Origin of the sequence: Saccharospirillum alexandrii (assembly GCF_004000275.1) — a bacterium.
Lineage (GTDB): Bacteria > Pseudomonadota > Gammaproteobacteria > Pseudomonadales > Natronospirillaceae > Saccharospirillum > Saccharospirillum alexandrii.
Window position 1 is genome coordinate 1,329,096 of sequence record NZ_RCIP01000001.1, and the last position, 18,939, is coordinate 1,348,034.

Below are 18,939 nucleotides of genomic sequence, written 5' to 3' on the forward strand. Positions count from 1 at the left end.
TGGCGCAACCGCCCGGATGAACGGTCGCGCGACAATGACGGCACTGACGTCGATCAGGTCAGCGGTGTAACTTCAAACAGACCGTACTCAATGCCCTCTTCGGCGGCACATTGAACCTGGCGGGCTACGGTTTTAATGTCATTTCCCAGCGCACCATTAATCTGGTCGATGGCACCGGCAAACCAGCCGGTGAACATATAATCAATCTTTCGACCAACCTTGCCGTAGTGATACACAAAGGCCGAGTGGTCGAGCCGAACCTGAGCCTTGCCAGCTTCCAGATCCAGGGTTTCGATGCTGAACAACCCCCAGCCGCGTTGAGACAGCCGCAGCATGTAGTGTTCAAAGACGGCCGCACCACTCATGCCATGCAATTCAGCCTCTTTTTCACACCAGTGCCAGGCCGACTTGTAGCCTGCCTTATACAAAATCTCGGCATAGCGCTCGGCACCAATCTCGTCTTCAACCGCCTGGTGATTGTTAATAAAAAAGTGGCGCGGCACATACAGCATCGGCAACGCATCGGTCGTCCAGACGCCGGTTTCATCATCAACGGTAATAGGCATTTCAGGTGCGTGTGTGGACATCGGTTAACCCTATTATTCTGGTCAATTTAGTTGGGCTTTGGAGGTTATGGTCCGCGACGGATACCGGTAATACTTCTGCGAGGTCGGGCGGAATGCCGCCCACTCAACCCCTCCATGGGGCCTAGACCGCAGCATCCATGCTGCGGACTCCCTCGCAGAAGCATTACCGGCACCCATCGCTTACAGTGTGGAAACCCCAAAACTGAGCATTTATGTGATCTGGTTAGGCTGACTCGCCCCATACATCAGCCAATACCCGCACCCAATTCTCACCCATAATCTTCTTAACCAGTTCCGGCGAATAACCGTGGCGCAACAGTGCTTCGGTTAAATTAGGGAACTCGCCGACGGTTCGAATGCCTTCGGGGTTGATGATCTTGCCAAAGCGGGTGAGCTCACGGGCGTAGCCTTTGTCGTGCGTCAGCATGTCGAAGAAATCGGGGCCGTGACCCTGGGTGAAATCGGTGCCGATGCCGACCTGGTCTTCACCGACGATGTCGACGATGTAACTGATTGCTTCGACGTAGTCGTCGATGGTGGAGTCGATACCGTTTTTCAGGAACGGGGCGAACATGGTGACACCGACAAAGCCGCCGCGTTCGGCAATAAACCGCAGCTCTTCGTCAGACTTGTTGCGCGGGTGTTCTTTCAGGCCCGATGGCAGGCAGTGGGAATAGCACACCGGCTTGTCGGAGGCGAGTATGACTTCCTCGGACGTTTTGGCTCCCACGTGAGACAGGTCGCACATGATGCCAACCCGATTCATCTCGGCCACGACCTCGCGGCCAAAGCCAGACAGGCCGCCATCGCGTTCGTAGCAGCCGGTACCGATCAGGTTCTGGGTGTTGTAGCACATTTGCACGACACCGACGCCGAGGTCTTTAAAGACCTGGATGTAGCCGAGTTTGTCTTCAAAGGCGTGGGCGTTTTGAAAGCCCATCAAAATACCGGTACGGCCTTCCGCTTTGGCGCGATAAATATCGGCCGTGGTGTAGACCTTGGTGACCAGGTCCGAGTTGGCCTCGATCAACTGGTTCATGGCGACAATGTTGTCGACGGTGTCCTGAAAATTCTCCCAGACGGACACGGTGCAGTTAGCGGTGGTGATCCCGCCCTTGCGCATGTCTTCGAAGAGTTCACGGTTCCATTTGGCGATGATCAGACCATCGATAATGATCGATTCCTGATGCAAGTCGGCTGCGTTCATGTCGCCCTCCCGGGAGTCAGTAAAATAACCACAAACTCAGTGTATCCGGGCGCTCTGTACCGGGAGTCACTGGAAGCGACACGGGCAAGCTTAAAATCGGCATGGGGTTTTTCTACTACGGAGGCTGGTATCCAGGGCTACAAATACGGAGGGGTCAAGGTGGGACGGTGGTTGCCGGCACTCCGGTACCAGAGGGGCTGTCCGGCACACCTTTGACGGCACGCCGTAAGCCCGTCCGCGCGGTCTAACGGCCTCCAGCAGATGCGCTCGATGCTCCTTCGGTAACCCTTGGTTATTCCCACACGAATTTCCAGCTTTGAACACGGCTGAACATCTGCCACGACTTACGCTCGAATACTTCCTTCTACGAGCCCAAAGACCAGAGGGAACTAGCCGCTGGTCGCCACCGGGTCAGCCAACTCAGGTGCTGGCGCGAACTTAACTGCCCCATAGGTGGGCTCGCCCTGGGCCTTGCGCAGGGCTGTTAGCGATGTAGTGGGCATTATTGCTGCGAGGTTGGCGTCTACAGGGCCGTCGTACTGGGTCAGTGACCAGACGGCTGCGCGCTCTTCCTTGGGGGAGACGCCAATGTACTTGCGGTAACACCGGCTGAAGTGCGGTGCAGAAACAAAGCCGCACATGGAGGCGACTTCGATGATGGAGCAGGTGGTTTGCTTGAGCAACTGGCGCGCCCGGTCGAGCCGCAGCTTTAAATAATAGCGCGAGGGCGTGCAATCCAGGTGTTTCAGGAAAAGCCGCTCAAGCTGGCGCCGGGAAATGCCGACGAAGCTGGCCAGCTCTTCCAGTTCAATGGGCTCTTCCAGGTTGGCTTCCATCAGCTCGGTGACTTCCGCCAGCTTTGGCTGGGAGGTCGTTAGCTGGCGACGCATTGGGGTGCGTTGCTGTTCGCTGTCGAGCCGTACCCGGTCGCACAGAAACATGTCGCAAATGGCGTTGGTCAGCGCCTTGCCATGCTGGCGCCCGACCAGGCTGATCATCATGTCCATCGGAACGCCGCCACCGGTGCAGGTGAAGCGGTCTCGATCGAGGGTGTAGAGGTTGTTGGTGGCGTTAACGCGCGGAAAACGCTCTTGCAGGGCGGCCAGGCACTCCCAGTGGGCACTGCATTTGTAGCCGTCGAGCAGGCCGGCACTGGCGAGCACATAAGCCCCGGTACAAACAGCACCAATCAATACTTTCTTGTGAGATTGACTGACCAGCCAACTGACTTCTTTCTGGGTAAAACTGCGGGTAATGTCGACACCGCCGACGACGATAACGATGTCGAAGGTCAGACCCGCTGAAAACGAGGCGTCCGGTGCAATGCAGATACCATCGCTGGCCGTTACGGTGTTTCCGTCCTGCGACACCAACTGCCAGGTGTAGAGTTCGTGGCCCGATAGCTGATTGGCCATACGCAGGGGTTCTATCGCGGTGGCCAGCGAAACAAGGGTGAAGTTATTGATGAGTAAAAAACCGACCCGGTAAGGTTTGGGTGCCTCACCACTGGTAAATTTCTCGGTGGTTTCAAACATGGACTGGCCCTCCGCCTTTGCCCGCTTTGCTGTATGACAACCCTGCCCCACCCGTGCTATCCGCCGCCAGCTTCTGCGAGCCAGTCGTCGAACATTGATAACACTAGGTCAGGCGGCCGTCTATAGATCACATCAGCACGTACCGATAAAACATCATACGACCGAACCGAGGGCTAAAACAGTCTAATAACGTCTTTTTAGGTCTTGTAACGTATCCAAAAACGACGTTTTTGTAAAAGCCCCCGACCGGGCAGCTGGGGGCTTTGAGACGTACGTCACCCTTCTATGGTCAAATCTGACAGGGGCGTACTGCAGCAGGAGAGGATGTAGCCATCGGCCAGGTCTTCATCGGTGATGCCACCGTTGTGTTGTATTTCAACATCGCCACTCAGTTTCAGCACCTTACAGGTGCCACAAATGCCCACACCGCAGGCTTTGGGGATACTCAGCCCGAGCCGGCTTGCAGCGGCGTGTACGGTTTCGTCCGGCGACATCTGAACGCTCATGCCGGAGCCGGTGAATTCGACGGTAAAGGTCTCCTCGTCTTTTTTCTCTTCGGCTTCGCGGACCGCCACTTCAGCCTGTTCCAGCGCTTCCTGAGTAACATCAGCAGGTGTCGCTCCGAACGATTCCTCGTGATAAAAGTCCATATCGAAGCCTGCCTCTACCAGCAGGTGTCGAATGGCTTTCATGTAGGGGGTCGGGCCACAGCAGAAGATGCGCCGCTGCATGAAGTCTGGCACCACCATGTCCATCTTGGCTCTGTCCAGATAACCGCGATAACCGTTCCAGGCCTGACCCAGCTCGATACGCTCGCAAATCACACTGAGGTTAAAGTTGGTCACCCGAGAGCACATGTGCTCCAGCTCCCGGTGAAAGATGATGTCACTGGGGGTGCGGGCGCTGTGCACAAAGGCCATGTCGACATCGGCATTGGTATCGAAATACCAGCGCGCCATCGACATCAGCGGAGTAATGCCTACACCACCGGACAGAAACAGCATCTTTTCAGCGGTGTGGTCGATGCAGTTGAAATTGCCCACCGGGCCATGAACGGCCAGTTCATCGTGCTGTTTCAGGTTATCGTGCAACCAGTTCGAGACCCGCCCACCGGGGACCCGCTTGATGGTGATCGAAAAGCTGTATGGCACCGAGGGGGAGCTGGAGATGGTGTATGAGCGCAACACCTGCTCACCTTCAATCTCCAGCTCCAGCGTTACGAACTGCCCCGGCTTGAAGAAGAACATAATCGACTGTTCCGCATTAAAGCAGAAGGTCTTTACATCCCAGGTTTCCTGGATGACCCGAACACAGCGCACCTGATGCCGGCCATTAGCCCAAACCCGAGTGTTGAGCGGGTTAAACGCGGGTGCCGGTTCGCTGGCGTCAACAATTTGCGTCATGATGAGACATCCTTAATCGGGGTCGGTTGTTATGGGTTCCATTGTTACCAAAACACCCCCGGCCCGGTTAACCAAATGCGACATACCGTTGATCAACTCCTCCACTGGCCGGAAAACGAACTGGCATCTCCAGAGCGTCGAATTGACAGCATAAAATGTCGTAATCGGGCAAATGAGGCGGGGCTGCCGTACCGAGAATGAGCGCACCAATGATAGTTCGACGGTTCGCCTGCCGAACCCACCCTGCTGCCTCAGGAGCCGCACAATGAATGAAACCGACCTGCTCAACCTGACTTACTCCTCACTACCCGAGGCCCGACAGGCGATGCGCTCTCTGCTGCAACAGCGTTCGGGGTCCGAATCGCTGCCACAGCCGTTCTACAACGACCCGTTGATGTTCCGGCTCGATATGGAAAACATCTTCATGAAACAGTGGCTGTTTGTTGGCATGACCTGTGAAGTGCCTGGCAAAGGGGACTACATGACTGTAGACATCGGCCAGAACCCGGTGCTGGTGGTTCGTGACCGGGACGGCGAAGTGCGTGCTTTCCACAACGTGTGCCGACACCGCGGCTCGCGTCTCTGTACTTCGGCCAAGGGCAAGGTTGCCAACCTCACCTGCCCTTACCACCAGTGGACCTACGATCTGAAAGGCAACCTTATCTACACTGGCGATGCCATGGGCGACGCCTTCGATAAAAGCGAGTTTGGTCTGAAACCCGCGCACTGCAAGACCGCCGGCGGGTTCATTTACATTTGCCTGGCCGAGGGCGAGGCACCGGAGATCGACCCCTACCTGGAAACCCTGGCGAACTATATGGAACCCTACGACATGGAGAACGCCAAGGTGGCGGTTGAATCCCATCTCGATGAAAACGCCAACTGGAAACTGGTGCTTGAAAACAACCGCGAGTGCTACCACTGTGCCGGCTCTCACCCCGAATTACTGCGTTCCCTGCTCGAATGGGACGACACCAACGACCCAAGAGCGACCCCCGAGTTTAAAGCCCTTTGTGAACGTCAGGCCAATGCCTGGGACGCCGAAGGCATTCCTCACCAACACGTTGAACACGGCCTGCAAAACCGCCTGGTGCGGATGCCGCTTAAAGAAGGCACCCAGGTAATGACAATGGATGGCAAAGCCGGCAGCCAGAAAACCATGGGCCGCATTCAGAACCGGGAACTGGGGTCGCTGCGCATTCTGCACCTGCCCAATTCCTGGAACCACATGCAAAGCGACCACGCCGTCGTTTTTCAGGTGTTGCCCATCAGCGCCCAAAAGACCCGCGTCATCACCAAGTGGCTGGTCCACAAAGATGCCGTTGAAGGAAAAGACTACGACCCGGAACGGCTGCGCCAGGTGTGGGACGCTACCAACCGCCAGGACAGAACGCTCGCCGAGCATAACCAGCAAGGCGTCAACTCCGTTGCCTATCAGCCCGGCCCCTATTCCGAAACCTACGAGTTCGGGGTGATCAATTTTGTGAATTGGTACAGTGCGGAAGTGCTGGCGAATTCGGCTGAGGGATTGGATGAGACTGGGGTTTCTGAACTTCGGGTGGGGTGAAGAGGGTAAGTAGTCTGCTGTTTTAAAAGGTTCATTTTGAGGCACTGCTTTCTACCCGTCACCCAGGGGACTGGATTCCTTAAAAAAGACTCAGGCCTTGGTTGGCACCCAGCTAAGTGGACGCCGCCGGGTAGGCCTGTCATGGGGAGTCCGCAGCATGGACTAAAACGCCGGGAGCGTTTTAGCATGAGCGAAGCGAGCCCGAAGGGTAAATCCCATGGAGGGGATTCATATCCTGCGGTCTAGGCTCCATGGATGGATTGAGTGGGCGGCATCCCGCCCGACCCATGACAGGCCTACCCGGTGGCCGTCACGAACTCCAGCCGCGAAAAAGAATGTCGCGATTTATCACTAGCGTGTCGTCGTCAAGCACATGACCGCCCTCGCCTCCCCATACCATGCTGTAAAGCCAACCTACCCTGAACAGGCCGGTTCTTGCATCCGGCCCGTAGTGGCGGCAAGGTAACTCACAGTTCGCCTGGTATTCAGGCCATTGGTCGCACCCAAGAGGCACCCAGCATGCAACGATATTCCGGATTCGGTTTGCTCAGGCACGCCATGAGCCACCACGAAAACTGGCAGCGCGTTTGGCGTAACCCCAAACCTAAAAAACAGTACGACGTCATCATCGTCGGGGGGGGTGGTCATGGTTTGGCTACGGCCTACTACCTGGCCAAAGTACACAACATCACCAACGTCGCCGTCATCGAGAAAGGCTATCTGGGTGGTGGCAACACCGCGCGGAACACCACCATCGTGCGCTCGAACTACCTCTGGGACGAATCGGCCCTGTTGTACGAGCATGCCATGAAACTCTGGGAAGGCCTGTCGCAAGACCTGAACTACAACGTCATGTTCTCTCAGCGTGGCGTACTGAACCTCGGCCACACCCTGCAAGACATGCGCGACATTGAGCGCCGGGTGAATGCCAACCGTCTAAACGGCATCGACAGCGTTGCGCTCGATACCCAGGGCGTGCAGGAAATCGTACCGATCATGGATTGCACGACCAGCCGCCGCTACCCGATTCTGGGTGCCTCCTGGCAACCTCGCGCCGGGGTCGCCCGGCACGATGCCGTTGCCTGGGGTTATGCCCGCGCCGCCGATGCGCTGGGTGTCGACCTGATTCAACAGTGCGAAGTCACCGATATTCTGACCGAAGATGGTGCAGCCACCGGCGTAATGACCAAAGAATACGGTGCCATAAAAGGTGACCGCATCGGCTGTGTGGTGGCCGGTAACTCCGGTGTACTGGCAAAAATGGCTGGCTTTCGGTTGCCGATTGAATCGCACCCGCTGCAGGCGCTGGTCTCCGAACCGATTCGGCCCATTCTGGACACCGTGGTCATGTCGAACCAGGTGCATGGCTACATTTCCCAGTCCGACAAAGGCGACTTGGTGATTGGCGCCGGCATCGACGGCTACAACGGCTATGGCCAGCGCGGCTCCTACAGCACCATTGAGCATACCCTGCAAGCCATTGTTGAACTCTTCCCCATTTTCAGCCGGGTACGCATGAACCGGCAATGGGGTGGCATTGTCGATACCACTCCGGATGCCTGCCCCATCATTTCCGACACGCCGGTTGAAAACCTGTTTTTCAACTGCGGTTGGGGGACCGGCGGGTTCAAGGCAACACCCGGCTCGGGTCACGTATTTGCCCAAACGCTCGCCAAAGGCAAAGCCAGCGAACTGGCCAAACCTTTTTCAATGTTCCGGTTCCACACCGGTGCCCTTGTTGATGAACACGGCGCGGCCGGTGTTGCACACTAACCGGCCACAGTAAGGAGCCTGCTGTATGTTTCGGATTTATTGCCCCTATTGTGGCGAACTGCGCGAAGAAGAAGAGTTTCACCCGAAAGGCCCGGCGCACCTTGCTCGCCCTGCCGACCCGGATAACTGCACCGATGAGCAATGGGGCGACTTCCTGTATTTTCGGGATAACCCCCGCGGCCTGCACAACGAACTCTGGGTACATGCACTGGGCTGTCGCAAGTTTTTCAACGTGACCCGCGACACCCAAACCTATTTGATTAAAGGCTCTTACCGGTTGGGTGAATCACCCGACCAGGCTCGAACTTCGGGGGATCAGGCATGAGGCAAACCAATCGACTGGCCGACGGCGGACGCATTGATCGCAGCAAGCCATTGACGTTCAGTTTTAACGGACGCCAATACACAGGATACGAGGGCGACTCCCTCTCTTCCGCCCTCATCGCCAACGGCGTCAATGTCATTGGCCGCAGCTTCAAGTACGGCCGCCCTCGTGGCATTGTTGCCGCCGGTGCCGACGAGCCCAATGCCATTGTCCAACTGGGAGCCACCGAAGCCACCCAGGTACCCAATGTTCGGGCGACGCAACAACCCCTGTTCGACGGACTGGTCAGTCAGCCCACCAGCGGCTGGCCGAGCCTGAAGTTTGATCTTCTGGGTTTCAGTGGCCAGGTGTTCGGCCGCGCCCTGCCGCCCGGGTTTTACTACAAGACCTTTATGTTTCCGCAGACGGCCTGGAAGTTTTACGAAAAACACATCCGCAAGGCAGCGGGCCTGGGGCGTTCACCAACAGAACCCGATGTCGACGAATACGATCACCTGAATCAGCACACCGATGTGCTCGTCGTGGGTGCAGGCCCTGCCGGTCTTTCTGCAGCTCTCACGGCAGCCCGCAGCGGTGCCCACGTCATTCTGGCCGATGAACAGGCTGAAATGGGCGGTTCCCTACTCAGCAGCCGCAGCCGGATTAACGGCGCAGAGGCCAGCCAGTGGGTGGCGGATACCCTGCAGGAACTGGCCGGCATGGACAATGTATTACTGCTGCCCAACGCAACGGTAAACGGCTACCACGACCACAACTTTCTGACCATTCATGAACGCCGGACCGACCACCTGGGCGATCGGGCTCCCGAGAACCAGACGCGCCAGCGCATGCACCGTGTGCGGGCAGACTGGGTGGTACTGGCCACCGGCGCCCACGAACGGCCCCTGGTGTACGCCAATAACGATCTGCCTGGCTGCATGCTGGCCTCGGCTGTCTCCACCTACATTCGTCGTTATGCGGTTATCCCCGGCCACAGCCTGGTGGCGATGACCACCAACGACGCCGGTTATCAGGCCGCCTTCGACTGGCAGGATGCAGGCCGCAAGGTCGTGGCACTGGTCGACACCCGCCAGGCGCCCACCGGTGATTGCGTGGAAGAAGCCCGTCGCCGTGGCATTCGCTTGCTGACCGGTCACGCTGTGATCGAAGCCAAGGGCAGCACCCGCGTGAGCGCAGCCCGGGTCGCGCCGCTGTCGGAAGACGGCCAGCACCTGACCGGCCCGGCCGAGAAGCTGGCATGCGATACCATTGCCAGCTCCGGCGGCTGGAGTCCGGCGGTGCATTTGTCTTGCCACACAGGCGGACGCCCGGTCTGGAATGACGACGTAATCGGCTTTGTACCCGGTGAGACCTTGCAGCGCCAATCCATCGCGGGCGCCATTGCCGGTACCTTTGATCTGGCGGGCTGCCTCGAACAGGGCACGCAGCAGGGTGCCGAGGCGGCCAGGCAAGCTGGCTATGAAGCAAAACCAGCGGCGCTGCCCACGGTAGAAGAACCCGCTACCGGCAACGCCATGGCTCTGTTTTGCATTCCGCATGAACAGCGCATCAGCCGCGCGCCAAAGCAGTTTGTCGATTTCCAGAACGACGTAACCGCCGCTGCCATTGAGCTGGCTACCCGCGAAGGTTTCGAATCGATCGAGCACGTTAAACGTTACACCGCGCTCGGCTTCGGAACAGACCAGGGCAAGCTGGGCAACATCAACGGCATGGCCATCGCCGCCAAGTCGATGAATAAAACCATTGCCGAGACCGGCACCACCATTTTCCGTCCGAACTACACGCCGGTCACCTTCGGCGCCATTGCCGGTCGCCATTGCGATGCGCTGTTCGACCCCGAACGCCACACCGCCATGCACGACTGGCATGTGCGCCACGGTGCCCTCTTCGAAAACGTCGGCCAGTGGAAACGCCCCTGGTATTACCCGAAACCCGGGGAGACCATGCAGCAATCGCTCGACCGTGAATGCCTGGCCACGCGCAACGGCGTTGGCATTCTCGACGCTTCAACCCTGGGCAAGATCGACATTCAGGGCAAGGATGCGCGTGAGTTCATCGGCCGGGTATACACCAATGCGTGGGCCAAACTCGCGGTCGGCAAATGCCGCTACGGGTTGATGTGCGGTGAGGATGGTATGGTGTTCGACGATGGCGTTACGTCTTGCCTCGGCGAAAACCATTTCCTGATGACCACCACCACGGGGGGTGCCGCTCATGTCCTGGAATGGCTGGAATTGTATCACCAGACCGAATGGCCCGAGCTTGAAGTGTATATGAACACCGTCACCGACCATTGGGCCACGATGACCATCGCCGGGCCAGACAGCCGCAAATTGCTGGCAGAACTGACCGACGACATTGATCTCGATAAAGACAGCTTCAAGTTTATGGACTGGCGTCAGGGCACCGTAGCCGGCGTTCCGGCCCGGGTGTTTCGCATCTCCTTTACCGGTGAACTGTCATACGAGATCAACGTGCCGGCCAACTATGGCCTGCACGTCTGGGAGGCGCTGTTTGAAAAAGGTGAGCGCTACAACCTCACGCCCTACGGTACTGAAACCATGCACATCTTGCGCGCTGAAAAAGGGTTCATCATTGCCGGCCAGGATACCGATGGTTCCATGCACCCCTACGACCTCGGTCTGGACTGGGCGGTGAAAGAAGACAAGCCCTACAGCTTTATCGGCAAGCGCGGCATGAAGCGGGAAGATTGCCTGCGCCAGGACCGCAAACAACTGGTCGGCCTGAAAACCAAAGACCCGTCCATTGTGTTGCCCGAAGGCGCTCAGGCAGTGGACGACCCGAAGCAGCCGGTTCCGATGACCATGCTTGGCCATGTAACCTCGAGCTACTACAGCGCCAACCTCGGTCGCAGCATTGCCATGGGCGTGATTCGCGGCGGCCATCAGCGCAGCGGCGATACCGTTTATTACCCATTGTCCGACGGCCGGGTGGTCGAAGCGGAAATCACCAGCACCCTCTTCCTCGACCCCAAAGGAGAGCGCCAGAATGTCTGAACTGCAAACCGACACCCGGGTTTCAATCATGAACCAGATGCCTGAAGCCGACGTCACTGCCCGCAGCGCTCTGTATTTTAGCCAGGCAGCCACGCAACCCGTTTTCGGCCCCGGTCAGGCCCAGGTGTTTCTCTGGGAAGACGCTCTGCGCGGCCAGTTAGTTATTCGTGGCGATGCGAGCAATGCCGACTTTGCCAAGGGCGTCAGCAGCGCACTGGACCTGGCTCTGCCAGGCCGACTGAGCAGCAGCGCTTCCGCAACCATGGCACTGCTCTGGATAGCACCGGATGAGTGGCTGTTGCTGTGCGATCTGGAGCAAGCCTTCGCCATTGAAACCCGGTTACGCGACGCGCTGACGGGTCACTATGCCGTCATCAACGTCAGCGGCGGTCAAACACAGATCCGCCTGGCGGGTTCTGCTGCCGCAAGTGTGCTGCAAAAAAGCATGCCCTATGCCGTCAGCGACGCTCATTTTCCAGTCGGCAAAGTGGTTACCACGGCGTTGTCTAAAACTCAGGCGACGGTCCGTCGCATCGACAGCACAGATTGGGAGCTAACGGTACGCCGCAGCTTTGCCGACTATGCCTGGCGCTGGTTAACCGATGCCAGCCGTGAATACGGCCTGCATCTGGGTCAACCCGAACACGACGAGACCTGACCATGGCCGTTACCGAAAAACGCTGGATACTCACGGCCCAGTGCCCCAGCACACTGGGCACGGTCGATGTGGTGACACGCAGCCTGGCAGAAACTGAAAACTACATCGTCACGATGAATTCGTTCGATGATCGCGAAACCAGCCTGTTCAGCATTCGCGTGGAATTCCGCCCGCTTAAAGACGAGGATTCCCTGCAACGCTTTCGCGACCTCTTTACCCAGCGCGCCGACCACTTTCACATGGACTGGGAACTGACCGCGCCCGATCATAAAACCCGGGTCGCCATCCTGGTGTCCCGTTACGATCATTGCCTGAACGACCTGCTCTACCGATACCGCACCGGCGAATTGGCCATCGAAATCCCAGTGATTATTTCCAATCACCCGGATCTCGAATCACTCGCGCAGTGGCACAAGATTCCCTATTACCACCTGCCCATCACACCGGAAACCAAACCGGAACAGGAAGCGCAGATTTGGGAACTGATTCAGCAATACCAGTGCGAACTGGTTGTGCTCGCCCGCTACATGCAAGTGCTGTCGTCTGACATGTCGAAGAAACTCGACGGCTGGGCGATCAACATTCACCACTCTCTCCTGCCAGGGTTCAAGGGCGCCAAACCCTACCACCAGGCCTGGGAAAAAGGCGTCAAACTGGTGGGCGCTACTGCCCACTATGTTAACGACGACCTCGACGAAGGCCCCATCATCAGCCAAGGCGTTCAGGCGGTAGACCACAACCACTACCCGGAAGACCTGATTGCCCGCGGTCAGGATATCGAAAGCCAGACGCTGGCCAATGCGGTGCGGTATCACACCGAGAAACGGGTGTTTTTGAATGGCAGCCGGACGGTGGTGTTTAAAGACTGATTCAGTGAAGGCCATTGGCTTCGCGTGCGAGGATGGTCTCGGCATCCAGGGTGGCGATGGCGACGTCGTCTCGTGCCGGTATGTCGCCGGAGAGTTGCAGTGCCAGATAGCGCAGTGCACAGACGCGCAGGAAAGATGTGAAGTTCCCCAAGTCGTGACCGGCATCGATAGATTCATGGTACAAACGGGTAATCATCTGCGCCCGATTCATTTCATCGCGCTGGGCTATTTGTTCCAGTATTTGCCAGAAATAATTCTCCAGCCGAACGCTGGTGACCATGCCGTCGATGCGTAATGAATGAGTGGTGCTAACCCAGAGGTCGGGGTCGGCTTTGATGAACAATTTACACATGGGTCAGCCCTCTGTGACGAATCGAGCCGTGCGAAACACCGGTCGTTCATGATAACCAGGGTTCAATGCATCAGCCCGATTCTGCTGCTCAGATACTCAGTGTTTATCCAGTACGGCCATAAACTGCATCAGCCAGGCCGGATGGGCAGGCCAGGCGGGGGCGGTGACCAGGTTGCCGTCGGTTACCGCATCGGTCACGTCAATATCGGCATAGTCAGCTCCGCTGGCTTCAACCTCGGGCCGGCAGGCCGGGTACGCTGAACAGTGGCGACCGCGCAGAACACCGGCAGCAGCAAGCAACTGGGCGCCGTGGCAGATGGCGGCGACGGGTTTATTGGCATCGAAAAAGTGCTTCACCATCGCCAATACGTCTTTGTTCAGGCGCAGGTACTCGGGTGCTCGCCCGCCGGGAACAACCAGAGCATCGTAGTCTTCGACCCTTATCTCGTCAAAACTGGCGTTCAGGGCGAAGCGGTGCCCGGGCTTTTCGCTATAGGTCTGGTCACCTTCAAAATCGTGAATCGCGGTGGCCACGCTGTCTCCAGCGGCCTTTTCGGGGCACACGGCGTCGACCTGGTGGCCTACAGCCAGCAAGGTTTGAAAGGGGACCATGGTTTCGTAGTCTTCGGTGTAGTCACCGGTGATCATCAGAATGCGTTTTTTAGACATATCGGCTCTCCTGTTCTTGTTATAACGCGTGTTGTAGGGAGTGTTGTCTGTCGTCGCTTACACCGCCTTTCAGAGGTGTGCGCCTGAAATGTGCGGCGACTGAAACCAGATTATCAATATCCGGCAAACATGGGGTATTAGGTGGTTAATACAGGATATTTCGCTTCTGCGGACAACGCAGTGACCCTTACAAGGAACACACTGAACGTCCGTTCGTGATAAATTGCTGTACCGTTCAACCGAATTGAATTACCTCAACAAGATTGGGAGACACCAATGACACACGCCATCCGCATTCACACCCCGGGCGAGCCCGATGCTTTGCAGTGGGATGAGATTACTCTGCCAGAACCGGCCAAAGGCCAGGTACGCCTGAAACAGACCGCCGTTGGCCTGAACTACATCGATGTTTACATGCGTACTGGTTTGTATCCGCAGCCCAGCTACCCGGCGGTGCTGGGTATGGAAGCTGCTGGCGTGGTAGAAGCCGTCGGTGAGGGGGTGACAGACCTGGCCGTGGGTGACCGGGTCGCCTACCCAATGAACGTTGGCGCCTACGCCGAGGCCCGCCTGATCGATGCCGATAAGCTGATCAAACTGCCGGACTCGATTGACGACACCACCGCTGCGGCGATGATGCTCAAGGGCCTGACCGCCCATTACCTGCTGTTCCGCACCTACCCGGTCAAGCCGGGCGATACTCTGCTGGTTTACGCAGCCGTCGGCGGTGTCGGCTTAATTCTGACGCAATGGGCCAAGCATCTGGGCGCAACGGTTATTGGCTGTGTTGGCGGTGAAGCCAAGGCCAAAATGGCGCTGGATAACGGCTGCGACCATGTGATTGATTACAACAAGGAAGACATAGCCCAGCGCGTGCGCGACCTGACCAACGGAGAGGGTGTGGCCGTCGCATATGACTCAATCGGCAAGGAAACCTTTATGGCCTCGCTGGATTCACTGCGGCCCTTTGGCGTGCTGGCGTCCTACGGCAACGCCACCGGCCCGGTTGACCCGTTCAGTCCCGGTATTCTCGCGCCCAAGGGATCCCTGTATGTGACCCGGCCGACACTGGCGACGCACATTGCTACCCGCGACTTGCTGGTTGAAGGCGCCGAGCGCCTGCTGGACGTGGTCAGCAAGGGCATCGTCAAAATTCAGGTGAACCAGACCTATGCCCTGAAAGACACTGCTCAGGCACACCGGGATTTGGAAGCCCGCAAGACGACCGGTTCTACCGTGTTGCTTCCCTGATCTGGGCGGTTAGTTCTCTGGATGCGCAGCGCGGTGCCGCGCATCCAGATAGTCGGGCATTTTACCCTCATCTTCGTAGCACGGTTCGCCGTCTTCGACGCGAATCACCCTGGAACCCGGCACATAGGGGATGCTGGATTCCGCCTCGGCCAGGGCCGCATGCATCAGGTCTGCCATGATCGATTCCAATGGCTGGTCGTATACGTCGGCCAGAGCCTGCAAACGCTCCAGATCCTTTTTGGCAACAGAAACAGGGACGGTAACAAGTTCCTGTTTTTGCTGACGCTGCTCTTCCCACTGATTGAGCATCTCGCTGAAACGCCGGTTCGACATGATCACCTCCTGCCACTAGGAATAGACTGCTCGATCAGTCTAGCAGTCAAACCGGAACCGGGGGCACACTAGTGCACTGTTCATTAGCCTGTACGATTACTGAAAGTCGGGAATCAGATCGGCCAATGCTCGTTCACGAATCAGAGCGGCGGCGTTTTGAATATCCGGGGCGAAATAGCGATCTTTGTCGTAGAACGGCACCCGGCTGCGCAGGGCCGCTTTGGCCTGTTCCAGGGTGTCGCTGGTGTGTCGCGGTGCCCGGAAATCCAGCCCCTGGGCTGAGGCAAGCCATTCGATGGCCAGAATGCCTTCGACATTTTCGTATATATCCGCCAACCGCCGACCGGCAAAGGTCGCCATGGAGACATGATCTTCCTGGTTCGCCGAGGTCGGCAATGAATCCACCGATGCCGGGTGCGCCAGGGTTTTATTTTCACTGGCCAGGGCGGCAGCGGTTACCTGGGCAATCATGAAACCGGAATTCACGCCGCCATTGTCGACCAGAAACGGCGGTAAACCGCTCAGGCCGGAGTCGATCAGCAAGGCCATGCGCCGTTCCGACAAGGCGCCGATTTCCGAGAGCACAATGGCCAGCATGTCGGCCGTCATCGCCACTGGTTCGGCATGGAAGTTACCGCCTGAAATAATGTCGCCATCATCAAAAACCAATGGGTTATCGGAGACGCCGTTGGCTTCGGTCAGCAATACCTGGGCGGCAAACTGCCATTGCTGCAGGCAGGCACCCATGACCTGGGGCTGGCAGCGCAATGAATACGGGTCCTGCACTTTTTCGCAATCCGCGTGGCTGTGCTCGATGTCCGATTCGCCCAGAATTCCACGATACCGACGCGCCATTTCAATTTGTGGCGCGTGGCCGCGAGCAAGATGAATGCGCTCGTCGAATGGCTTGCGTGAGCCCATCGCCGCTTCCAGCGACATTGAGCCGATTAGGGTGGCGGAAGCCAGGGCGACTTCGGTGTTAAACAGCCCTTCCAGTGCAAAGGCGGTAGACGCCTGGGTGCCGTTCAGCAGCGCCAGCCCCTCCTTTGGAGCCAGAGTCACCGGCGACAGACCCAGCTCTTTCAGCAAGTCGCCAGCGGCCCAGCGCTCGCCCTGCCAAAAAGCTTCGCCCTCGCCTAACAAAACGGCGCTCATATGGGCCAAAGGCGCCAAATCACCCGATGCACCCACTGAGCCTTTCTGCGGGATCGCCGGGCTAACGCCGCGATTGACCAGTTCAACCAGAAAGTCGACCACTTCAGGCCGAATACCGGAAAAGCCGCGCGCCAGGGAATTGATTTTCAGCACCATCATCAACCGCACCGTGCGTTCAGTCATGAACTGGCCTATGCCCGCTGCATGTGACAACACGATGCTGTGTTGCAGGGTTTCCAACTCGGCCGGTTCTATGCGGGTGTTGGCCAGCAGGCCAAAGCCTGTGTTGATGCCATAAACGGTGCGGCCTTCGGCGACCACGGCGGCGACGGTTGCGGCCGAGGCTTCCATGCCAGCGTAGCAAGCCGGGTCCAGCTTGAGCGTGATCGGCGTCTGGAAGACCTGGCGCAGGTCATCCAGGGTCAGGGTACCCGGGGTCAGATTCAGGGTGTGACTCATGATTGGGGCTCCTTGGTAATCATGGGCAGGTCGAGCTGGTTCTCACGGGCACAGTCTATCGCACTCTCATAGCCCGCATCGGCATGGCGCATAACGCCGGTCGCCGGGTCGTTGTGCAGTACCCGGCCAATGCGCTTGGCGGCGGCATCGGTGCCGTCACACACGATCACCACGCCCGCATGCTGGCTGAAGCCCATGCCGACCCCACCGCCATGGTGCAGGCTTACCCAGGAGGCTCCACCGGCGGTGTTCAGCAGTGCATTCAGCAAGGGCCAGTCCGATACCGCATCGGAGCCGTCTTGCATGGCTTCGGTTTCGCGGTTGGGTGAGGCGACCGAGCCTGAGTCGAGATGGTCACGTCCGATCACTACAGGCGCTTTCAGTTCGCCGTTTTTGACCATTTCGTTGAACGCCAGGCCGAGCCGTGCCCGGTCTTTCAGACCGACCCAGCAGATGCGGGCAGGCAAGCCCTGAAAGCTGATGCGCTCACGCGCCATGTCGAGCCAGTTGTGCAGGTGTTTGTGGTCTGGCAGCAGTTCTTTGACCTTGGCGTCGGTCTTGTAAATATCTTCCGGGTCGCCACTGAGTGCGACCCAGCGGAACGGGCCAATGCCTTCACAGAACAGCGGCCGAATGTAGGCTGGTACAAAGCCAGGGAAGTCGAAGGCGTTATCGACGCCCATGTCCTGCGCCATCTGGCGGATGTTGTTGCCGTAATCGAAGGTTGGAATGCCCTGAGCTTTAAAGGCGAGCATGGCGCGAACATGTTCGGCCATCGACTGTTTGGCGGCCTGAACCACCGCTTCCGGCTCGCTTTCGGCTTTGGCCTGATATTCCTCCCAAGTCCAGCCCTGGGGCAGGTAGCCGTGCAGCGGGTCGTGGGCACTGGTCTGGTCGGTGACCATATCGGGGCGGACGCCGCGTTTGACCATTTCGGGCAGAATGTCGGCCGCGTTGGCGCACAAGCCAATGGAGACGGCTTTGCCTTCGCCGGTGTAGCGGTCGATTCGTGCCAGGGCGTCGTCGAGATCTGTGGCTTGTTCGTCGAGGTAGCGGGTGCGCAACCGGAAGTCGATACGGCTTTGCTGGCACTCAATGTTCAGTGAACAGGCACCCGCCATGCTGGCGGCCAGTGGCTGAGCGCCGCCCATGCCGCCGAGACCGGCGGTCAGAATCCAGCGGCCTTTGAGTTCGCCATCGTAATGCTGGCGACCGGCTTCGACAAAGGTTTCATAGGTACCCTGAACGATGCCCTGAGAGCCGATGTAGATCCAGGAGCCGGCCGTCATTTGGCCATACATCATCAGGCCTTTTTTATCGAGTTCGTTGAAGTGTTCCCAGTTGGCCCAGTGCGGTACCAGGTTGGAGTTGGCGATCAGCACCCGGGGCGCGTCGGCGTGAGTTTTGAACACACCGACCGGTTTGCCGCTTTGTACCAGCAGGGTTTCGTCGTCTTCGAGCCGCTGCAAAACTTCAACGATTTTGTCGTAACAGGCCCAGTTGCGAGCTGCGCGACCAATACCGCCATACACCACCAGCGATTCGGGATTTTCGGCAACATCCGGATCAAGGTTATTCATCAACATCCGTAACGGGGCTTCGGTGAGCCAGCTCTTTGCGGTCAACTTAGTGCCAGTGGCGGCACGAATAACACGGCCGGTATCCGTTCTGCTGTGGTCTGTCATCACAATATTCCTCAGTGGTTCTTGTTTGTCTGGTTGGCTGGGTGGTTTAACCCGCGCCGAGCACCGGTCATGCCCTAGAAGGTCGCTGCAAGTA

At 58.0% G+C, this 18,939-nt stretch carries 16 protein-coding genes; 7 read left to right on the forward strand and 9 right to left on the reverse strand.

Going from position 1 to position 18,939, the window contains the following annotated elements:
- Positions 1–53: 53 nt before the first annotated feature.
- The 4 genes from EP166_RS05990 to EP166_RS06005 all read right to left on the reverse strand — a co-directional run bounded on the left by EP166_RS05990 (position 54) and on the right by EP166_RS06005 (position 4,732).
- The gene (locus EP166_RS05990) at positions 54–587 is read right to left on the reverse strand and encodes a 4-vinyl reductase (RefSeq protein WP_127555854.1); all 534 of its coding nucleotides are present in this window, start codon (positions 585–587) and stop codon (positions 54–56) included.
- A 223-nt stretch (positions 588–810) separates the two neighbouring features.
- Positions 811–1,794 (reverse strand): dipeptidase, encoded by a 984-nt coding sequence (locus tag EP166_RS05995; RefSeq protein ID WP_127555855.1) that lies wholly within the window; start codon positions 1,792–1,794, stop codon positions 811–813.
- 389 nt (positions 1,795–2,183) lie between these two features.
- Entirely contained in the window at positions 2,184–3,329 is a 1,146-nt protein-coding gene (gene gbdR, locus EP166_RS06000; protein ID WP_127555856.1) for a choline metabolism transcriptional regulator GbdR, read from the reverse strand.
- A gap of 275 nt (positions 3,330–3,604) precedes the next feature.
- Positions 3,605–4,732: an FAD-binding oxidoreductase gene (locus EP166_RS06005; protein WP_127555857.1), complete on the reverse strand. Its 1,128-nt coding sequence runs from the start codon at positions 4,730–4,732 to the stop codon at positions 3,605–3,607.
- Between the two features lie 265 nt (positions 4,733–4,997).
- Here EP166_RS06005 and EP166_RS06010 point away from each other — a divergent pair, with 265 nt between their 5' ends.
- The 6 genes from EP166_RS06010 (at position 4,998) to purU (ending at position 12,941) form a co-directional block, all read left to right on the forward strand.
- On the forward strand, positions 4,998–6,299 hold the full coding sequence (locus tag EP166_RS06010; protein WP_127555858.1) for an aromatic ring-hydroxylating oxygenase subunit alpha: 1,302 nt from the start codon (positions 4,998–5,000) through the stop codon (positions 6,297–6,299).
- A 519-nt stretch (positions 6,300–6,818) separates the two neighbouring features.
- A complete protein-coding gene (locus tag EP166_RS06015; RefSeq protein ID WP_127555859.1) occupies positions 6,819–8,072 on the forward strand; it encodes a sarcosine oxidase subunit beta family protein in 1,254 nt (417 codons plus the stop codon).
- A 25-nt stretch (positions 8,073–8,097) separates the two neighbouring features.
- Entirely contained in the window at positions 8,098–8,397 is a 300-nt protein-coding gene (locus EP166_RS06020) for a sarcosine oxidase subunit delta (RefSeq protein ID WP_127555860.1), read from the forward strand.
- The gene (locus EP166_RS06025) at positions 8,394–11,414 is read left to right on the forward strand and encodes a sarcosine oxidase subunit alpha (protein WP_127555861.1); all 3,021 of its coding nucleotides are present in this window, start codon (positions 8,394–8,396) and stop codon (positions 11,412–11,414) included. Before EP166_RS06020 ends, EP166_RS06025 begins: the two co-directional genes overlap by 4 nt.
- The gene (locus EP166_RS06030; protein ID WP_127555862.1) at positions 11,407–12,072 is read left to right on the forward strand and encodes a sarcosine oxidase subunit gamma; all 666 of its coding nucleotides are present in this window, start codon (positions 11,407–11,409) and stop codon (positions 12,070–12,072) included. The genes EP166_RS06025 and EP166_RS06030 overlap by 8 nt, the downstream gene beginning before the upstream one ends.
- A gap of 2 nt (positions 12,073–12,074) precedes the next feature.
- Positions 12,075–12,941, forward strand: coding sequence for a formyltetrahydrofolate deformylase (gene purU, locus EP166_RS06035; RefSeq protein WP_127555863.1), 867 nt, complete (start codon positions 12,075–12,077; stop codon positions 12,939–12,941).
- Position 12,942: 1 nt separating this feature from the next.
- Here purU and EP166_RS06040 read toward each other — a convergent pair whose 3' ends face one another.
- Together EP166_RS06040 and EP166_RS06045 are read right to left on the reverse strand one after the other, a co-directional pair.
- Positions 12,943–13,293 (reverse strand): ribbon-helix-helix domain-containing protein, encoded by a 351-nt coding sequence (locus tag EP166_RS06040; protein WP_127555864.1) that lies wholly within the window; start codon positions 13,291–13,293, stop codon positions 12,943–12,945.
- 96 nt (positions 13,294–13,389) lie between these two features.
- Positions 13,390–13,962, reverse strand: a complete 573-nt coding sequence (locus EP166_RS06045) for a DJ-1/PfpI family protein (protein ID WP_127555865.1) — start codon at positions 13,960–13,962, stop codon at positions 13,390–13,392.
- Between the two features lie 276 nt (positions 13,963–14,238).
- Here EP166_RS06045 and EP166_RS06050 point away from each other — a divergent pair, with 276 nt between their 5' ends.
- On the forward strand, positions 14,239–15,213 hold the full coding sequence (locus EP166_RS06050; protein WP_127555866.1) for a quinone oxidoreductase family protein: 975 nt from the start codon (positions 14,239–14,241) through the stop codon (positions 15,211–15,213).
- A gap of 9 nt (positions 15,214–15,222) precedes the next feature.
- On the opposite strand, the gene EP166_RS06055 is transcribed toward EP166_RS06050, so the two are convergent.
- The 3 genes from EP166_RS06055 to hutU form a co-directional block, all read right to left on the reverse strand.
- Positions 15,223–15,546: a hypothetical protein gene (locus tag EP166_RS06055; RefSeq protein WP_127555867.1), complete on the reverse strand. Its 324-nt coding sequence runs from the start codon at positions 15,544–15,546 to the stop codon at positions 15,223–15,225.
- A gap of 96 nt (positions 15,547–15,642) precedes the next feature.
- Positions 15,643–17,160, reverse strand: a complete 1,518-nt coding sequence (gene hutH, locus EP166_RS06060) for a histidine ammonia-lyase (RefSeq protein WP_127555868.1) — start codon at positions 17,158–17,160, stop codon at positions 15,643–15,645.
- On the reverse strand, positions 17,157–18,845 hold the full coding sequence (hutU, locus tag EP166_RS06065; protein WP_127555869.1) for a urocanate hydratase: 1,689 nt from the start codon (positions 18,843–18,845) through the stop codon (positions 17,157–17,159). Before hutU ends, hutH begins: the two co-directional genes overlap by 4 nt.
- Positions 18,846–18,939 lie beyond the last annotated feature (94 nt).

Excerpts from the sequence above, each read along its gene's own strand:
- EP166_RS05990 (WP_127555854.1), bottom strand. The coding sequence starts at position 587 with ATGTCCACACACGCACCTGAAATGCCTATTACCGTTGATGATGAAACC.
- EP166_RS06030 (WP_127555862.1), top strand. The coding sequence starts at position 11,407 with ATGTCTGAACTGCAAACCGACACCCGGGTTTCAATCATGAACCAGATG.
- EP166_RS06055 (WP_127555867.1), bottom strand. The coding sequence starts at position 15,546 with ATGTCGAACCGGCGTTTCAGCGAGATGCTCAATCAGTGGGAAGAGCAG.
- hutU (WP_127555869.1), bottom strand. The coding sequence starts at position 18,845 with ATGACAGACCACAGCAGAACGGATACCGGCCGTGTTATTCGTGCCGCC.
- EP166_RS06010 (WP_127555858.1), top strand. The coding sequence starts at position 4,998 with ATGAATGAAACCGACCTGCTCAACCTGACTTACTCCTCACTACCCGAG.
- EP166_RS06005 (WP_127555857.1), bottom strand. The coding sequence starts at position 4,732 with ATGACGCAAATTGTTGACGCCAGCGAACCGGCACCCGCGTTTAACCCG.
- EP166_RS06045 (WP_127555865.1), bottom strand. The coding sequence starts at position 13,962 with ATGTCTAAAAAACGCATTCTGATGATCACCGGTGACTACACCGAAGAC.
- EP166_RS06020 (WP_127555860.1), top strand. The coding sequence starts at position 8,098 with ATGTTTCGGATTTATTGCCCCTATTGTGGCGAACTGCGCGAAGAAGAA.
- EP166_RS06040 (WP_127555864.1), bottom strand. The coding sequence starts at position 13,293 with ATGTGTAAATTGTTCATCAAAGCCGACCCCGACCTCTGGGTTAGCACC.
- EP166_RS06015 (WP_127555859.1), top strand. The coding sequence starts at position 6,819 with ATGCAACGATATTCCGGATTCGGTTTGCTCAGGCACGCCATGAGCCAC.
- EP166_RS05995 (WP_127555855.1), bottom strand. The coding sequence starts at position 1,794 with ATGAACGCAGCCGACTTGCATCAGGAATCGATCATTATCGATGGTCTG.
- purU (WP_127555863.1), top strand. The coding sequence starts at position 12,075 with ATGGCCGTTACCGAAAAACGCTGGATACTCACGGCCCAGTGCCCCAGC.
- EP166_RS06050 (WP_127555866.1), top strand. The coding sequence starts at position 14,239 with ATGACACACGCCATCCGCATTCACACCCCGGGCGAGCCCGATGCTTTG.
- gbdR (WP_127555856.1), bottom strand. The coding sequence starts at position 3,329 with ATGTTTGAAACCACCGAGAAATTTACCAGTGGTGAGGCACCCAAACCT.
- hutH (WP_127555868.1), bottom strand. The coding sequence starts at position 17,160 with ATGAGTCACACCCTGAATCTGACCCCGGGTACCCTGACCCTGGATGAC.
- EP166_RS06025 (WP_127555861.1), top strand. The coding sequence starts at position 8,394 with ATGAGGCAAACCAATCGACTGGCCGACGGCGGACGCATTGATCGCAGC.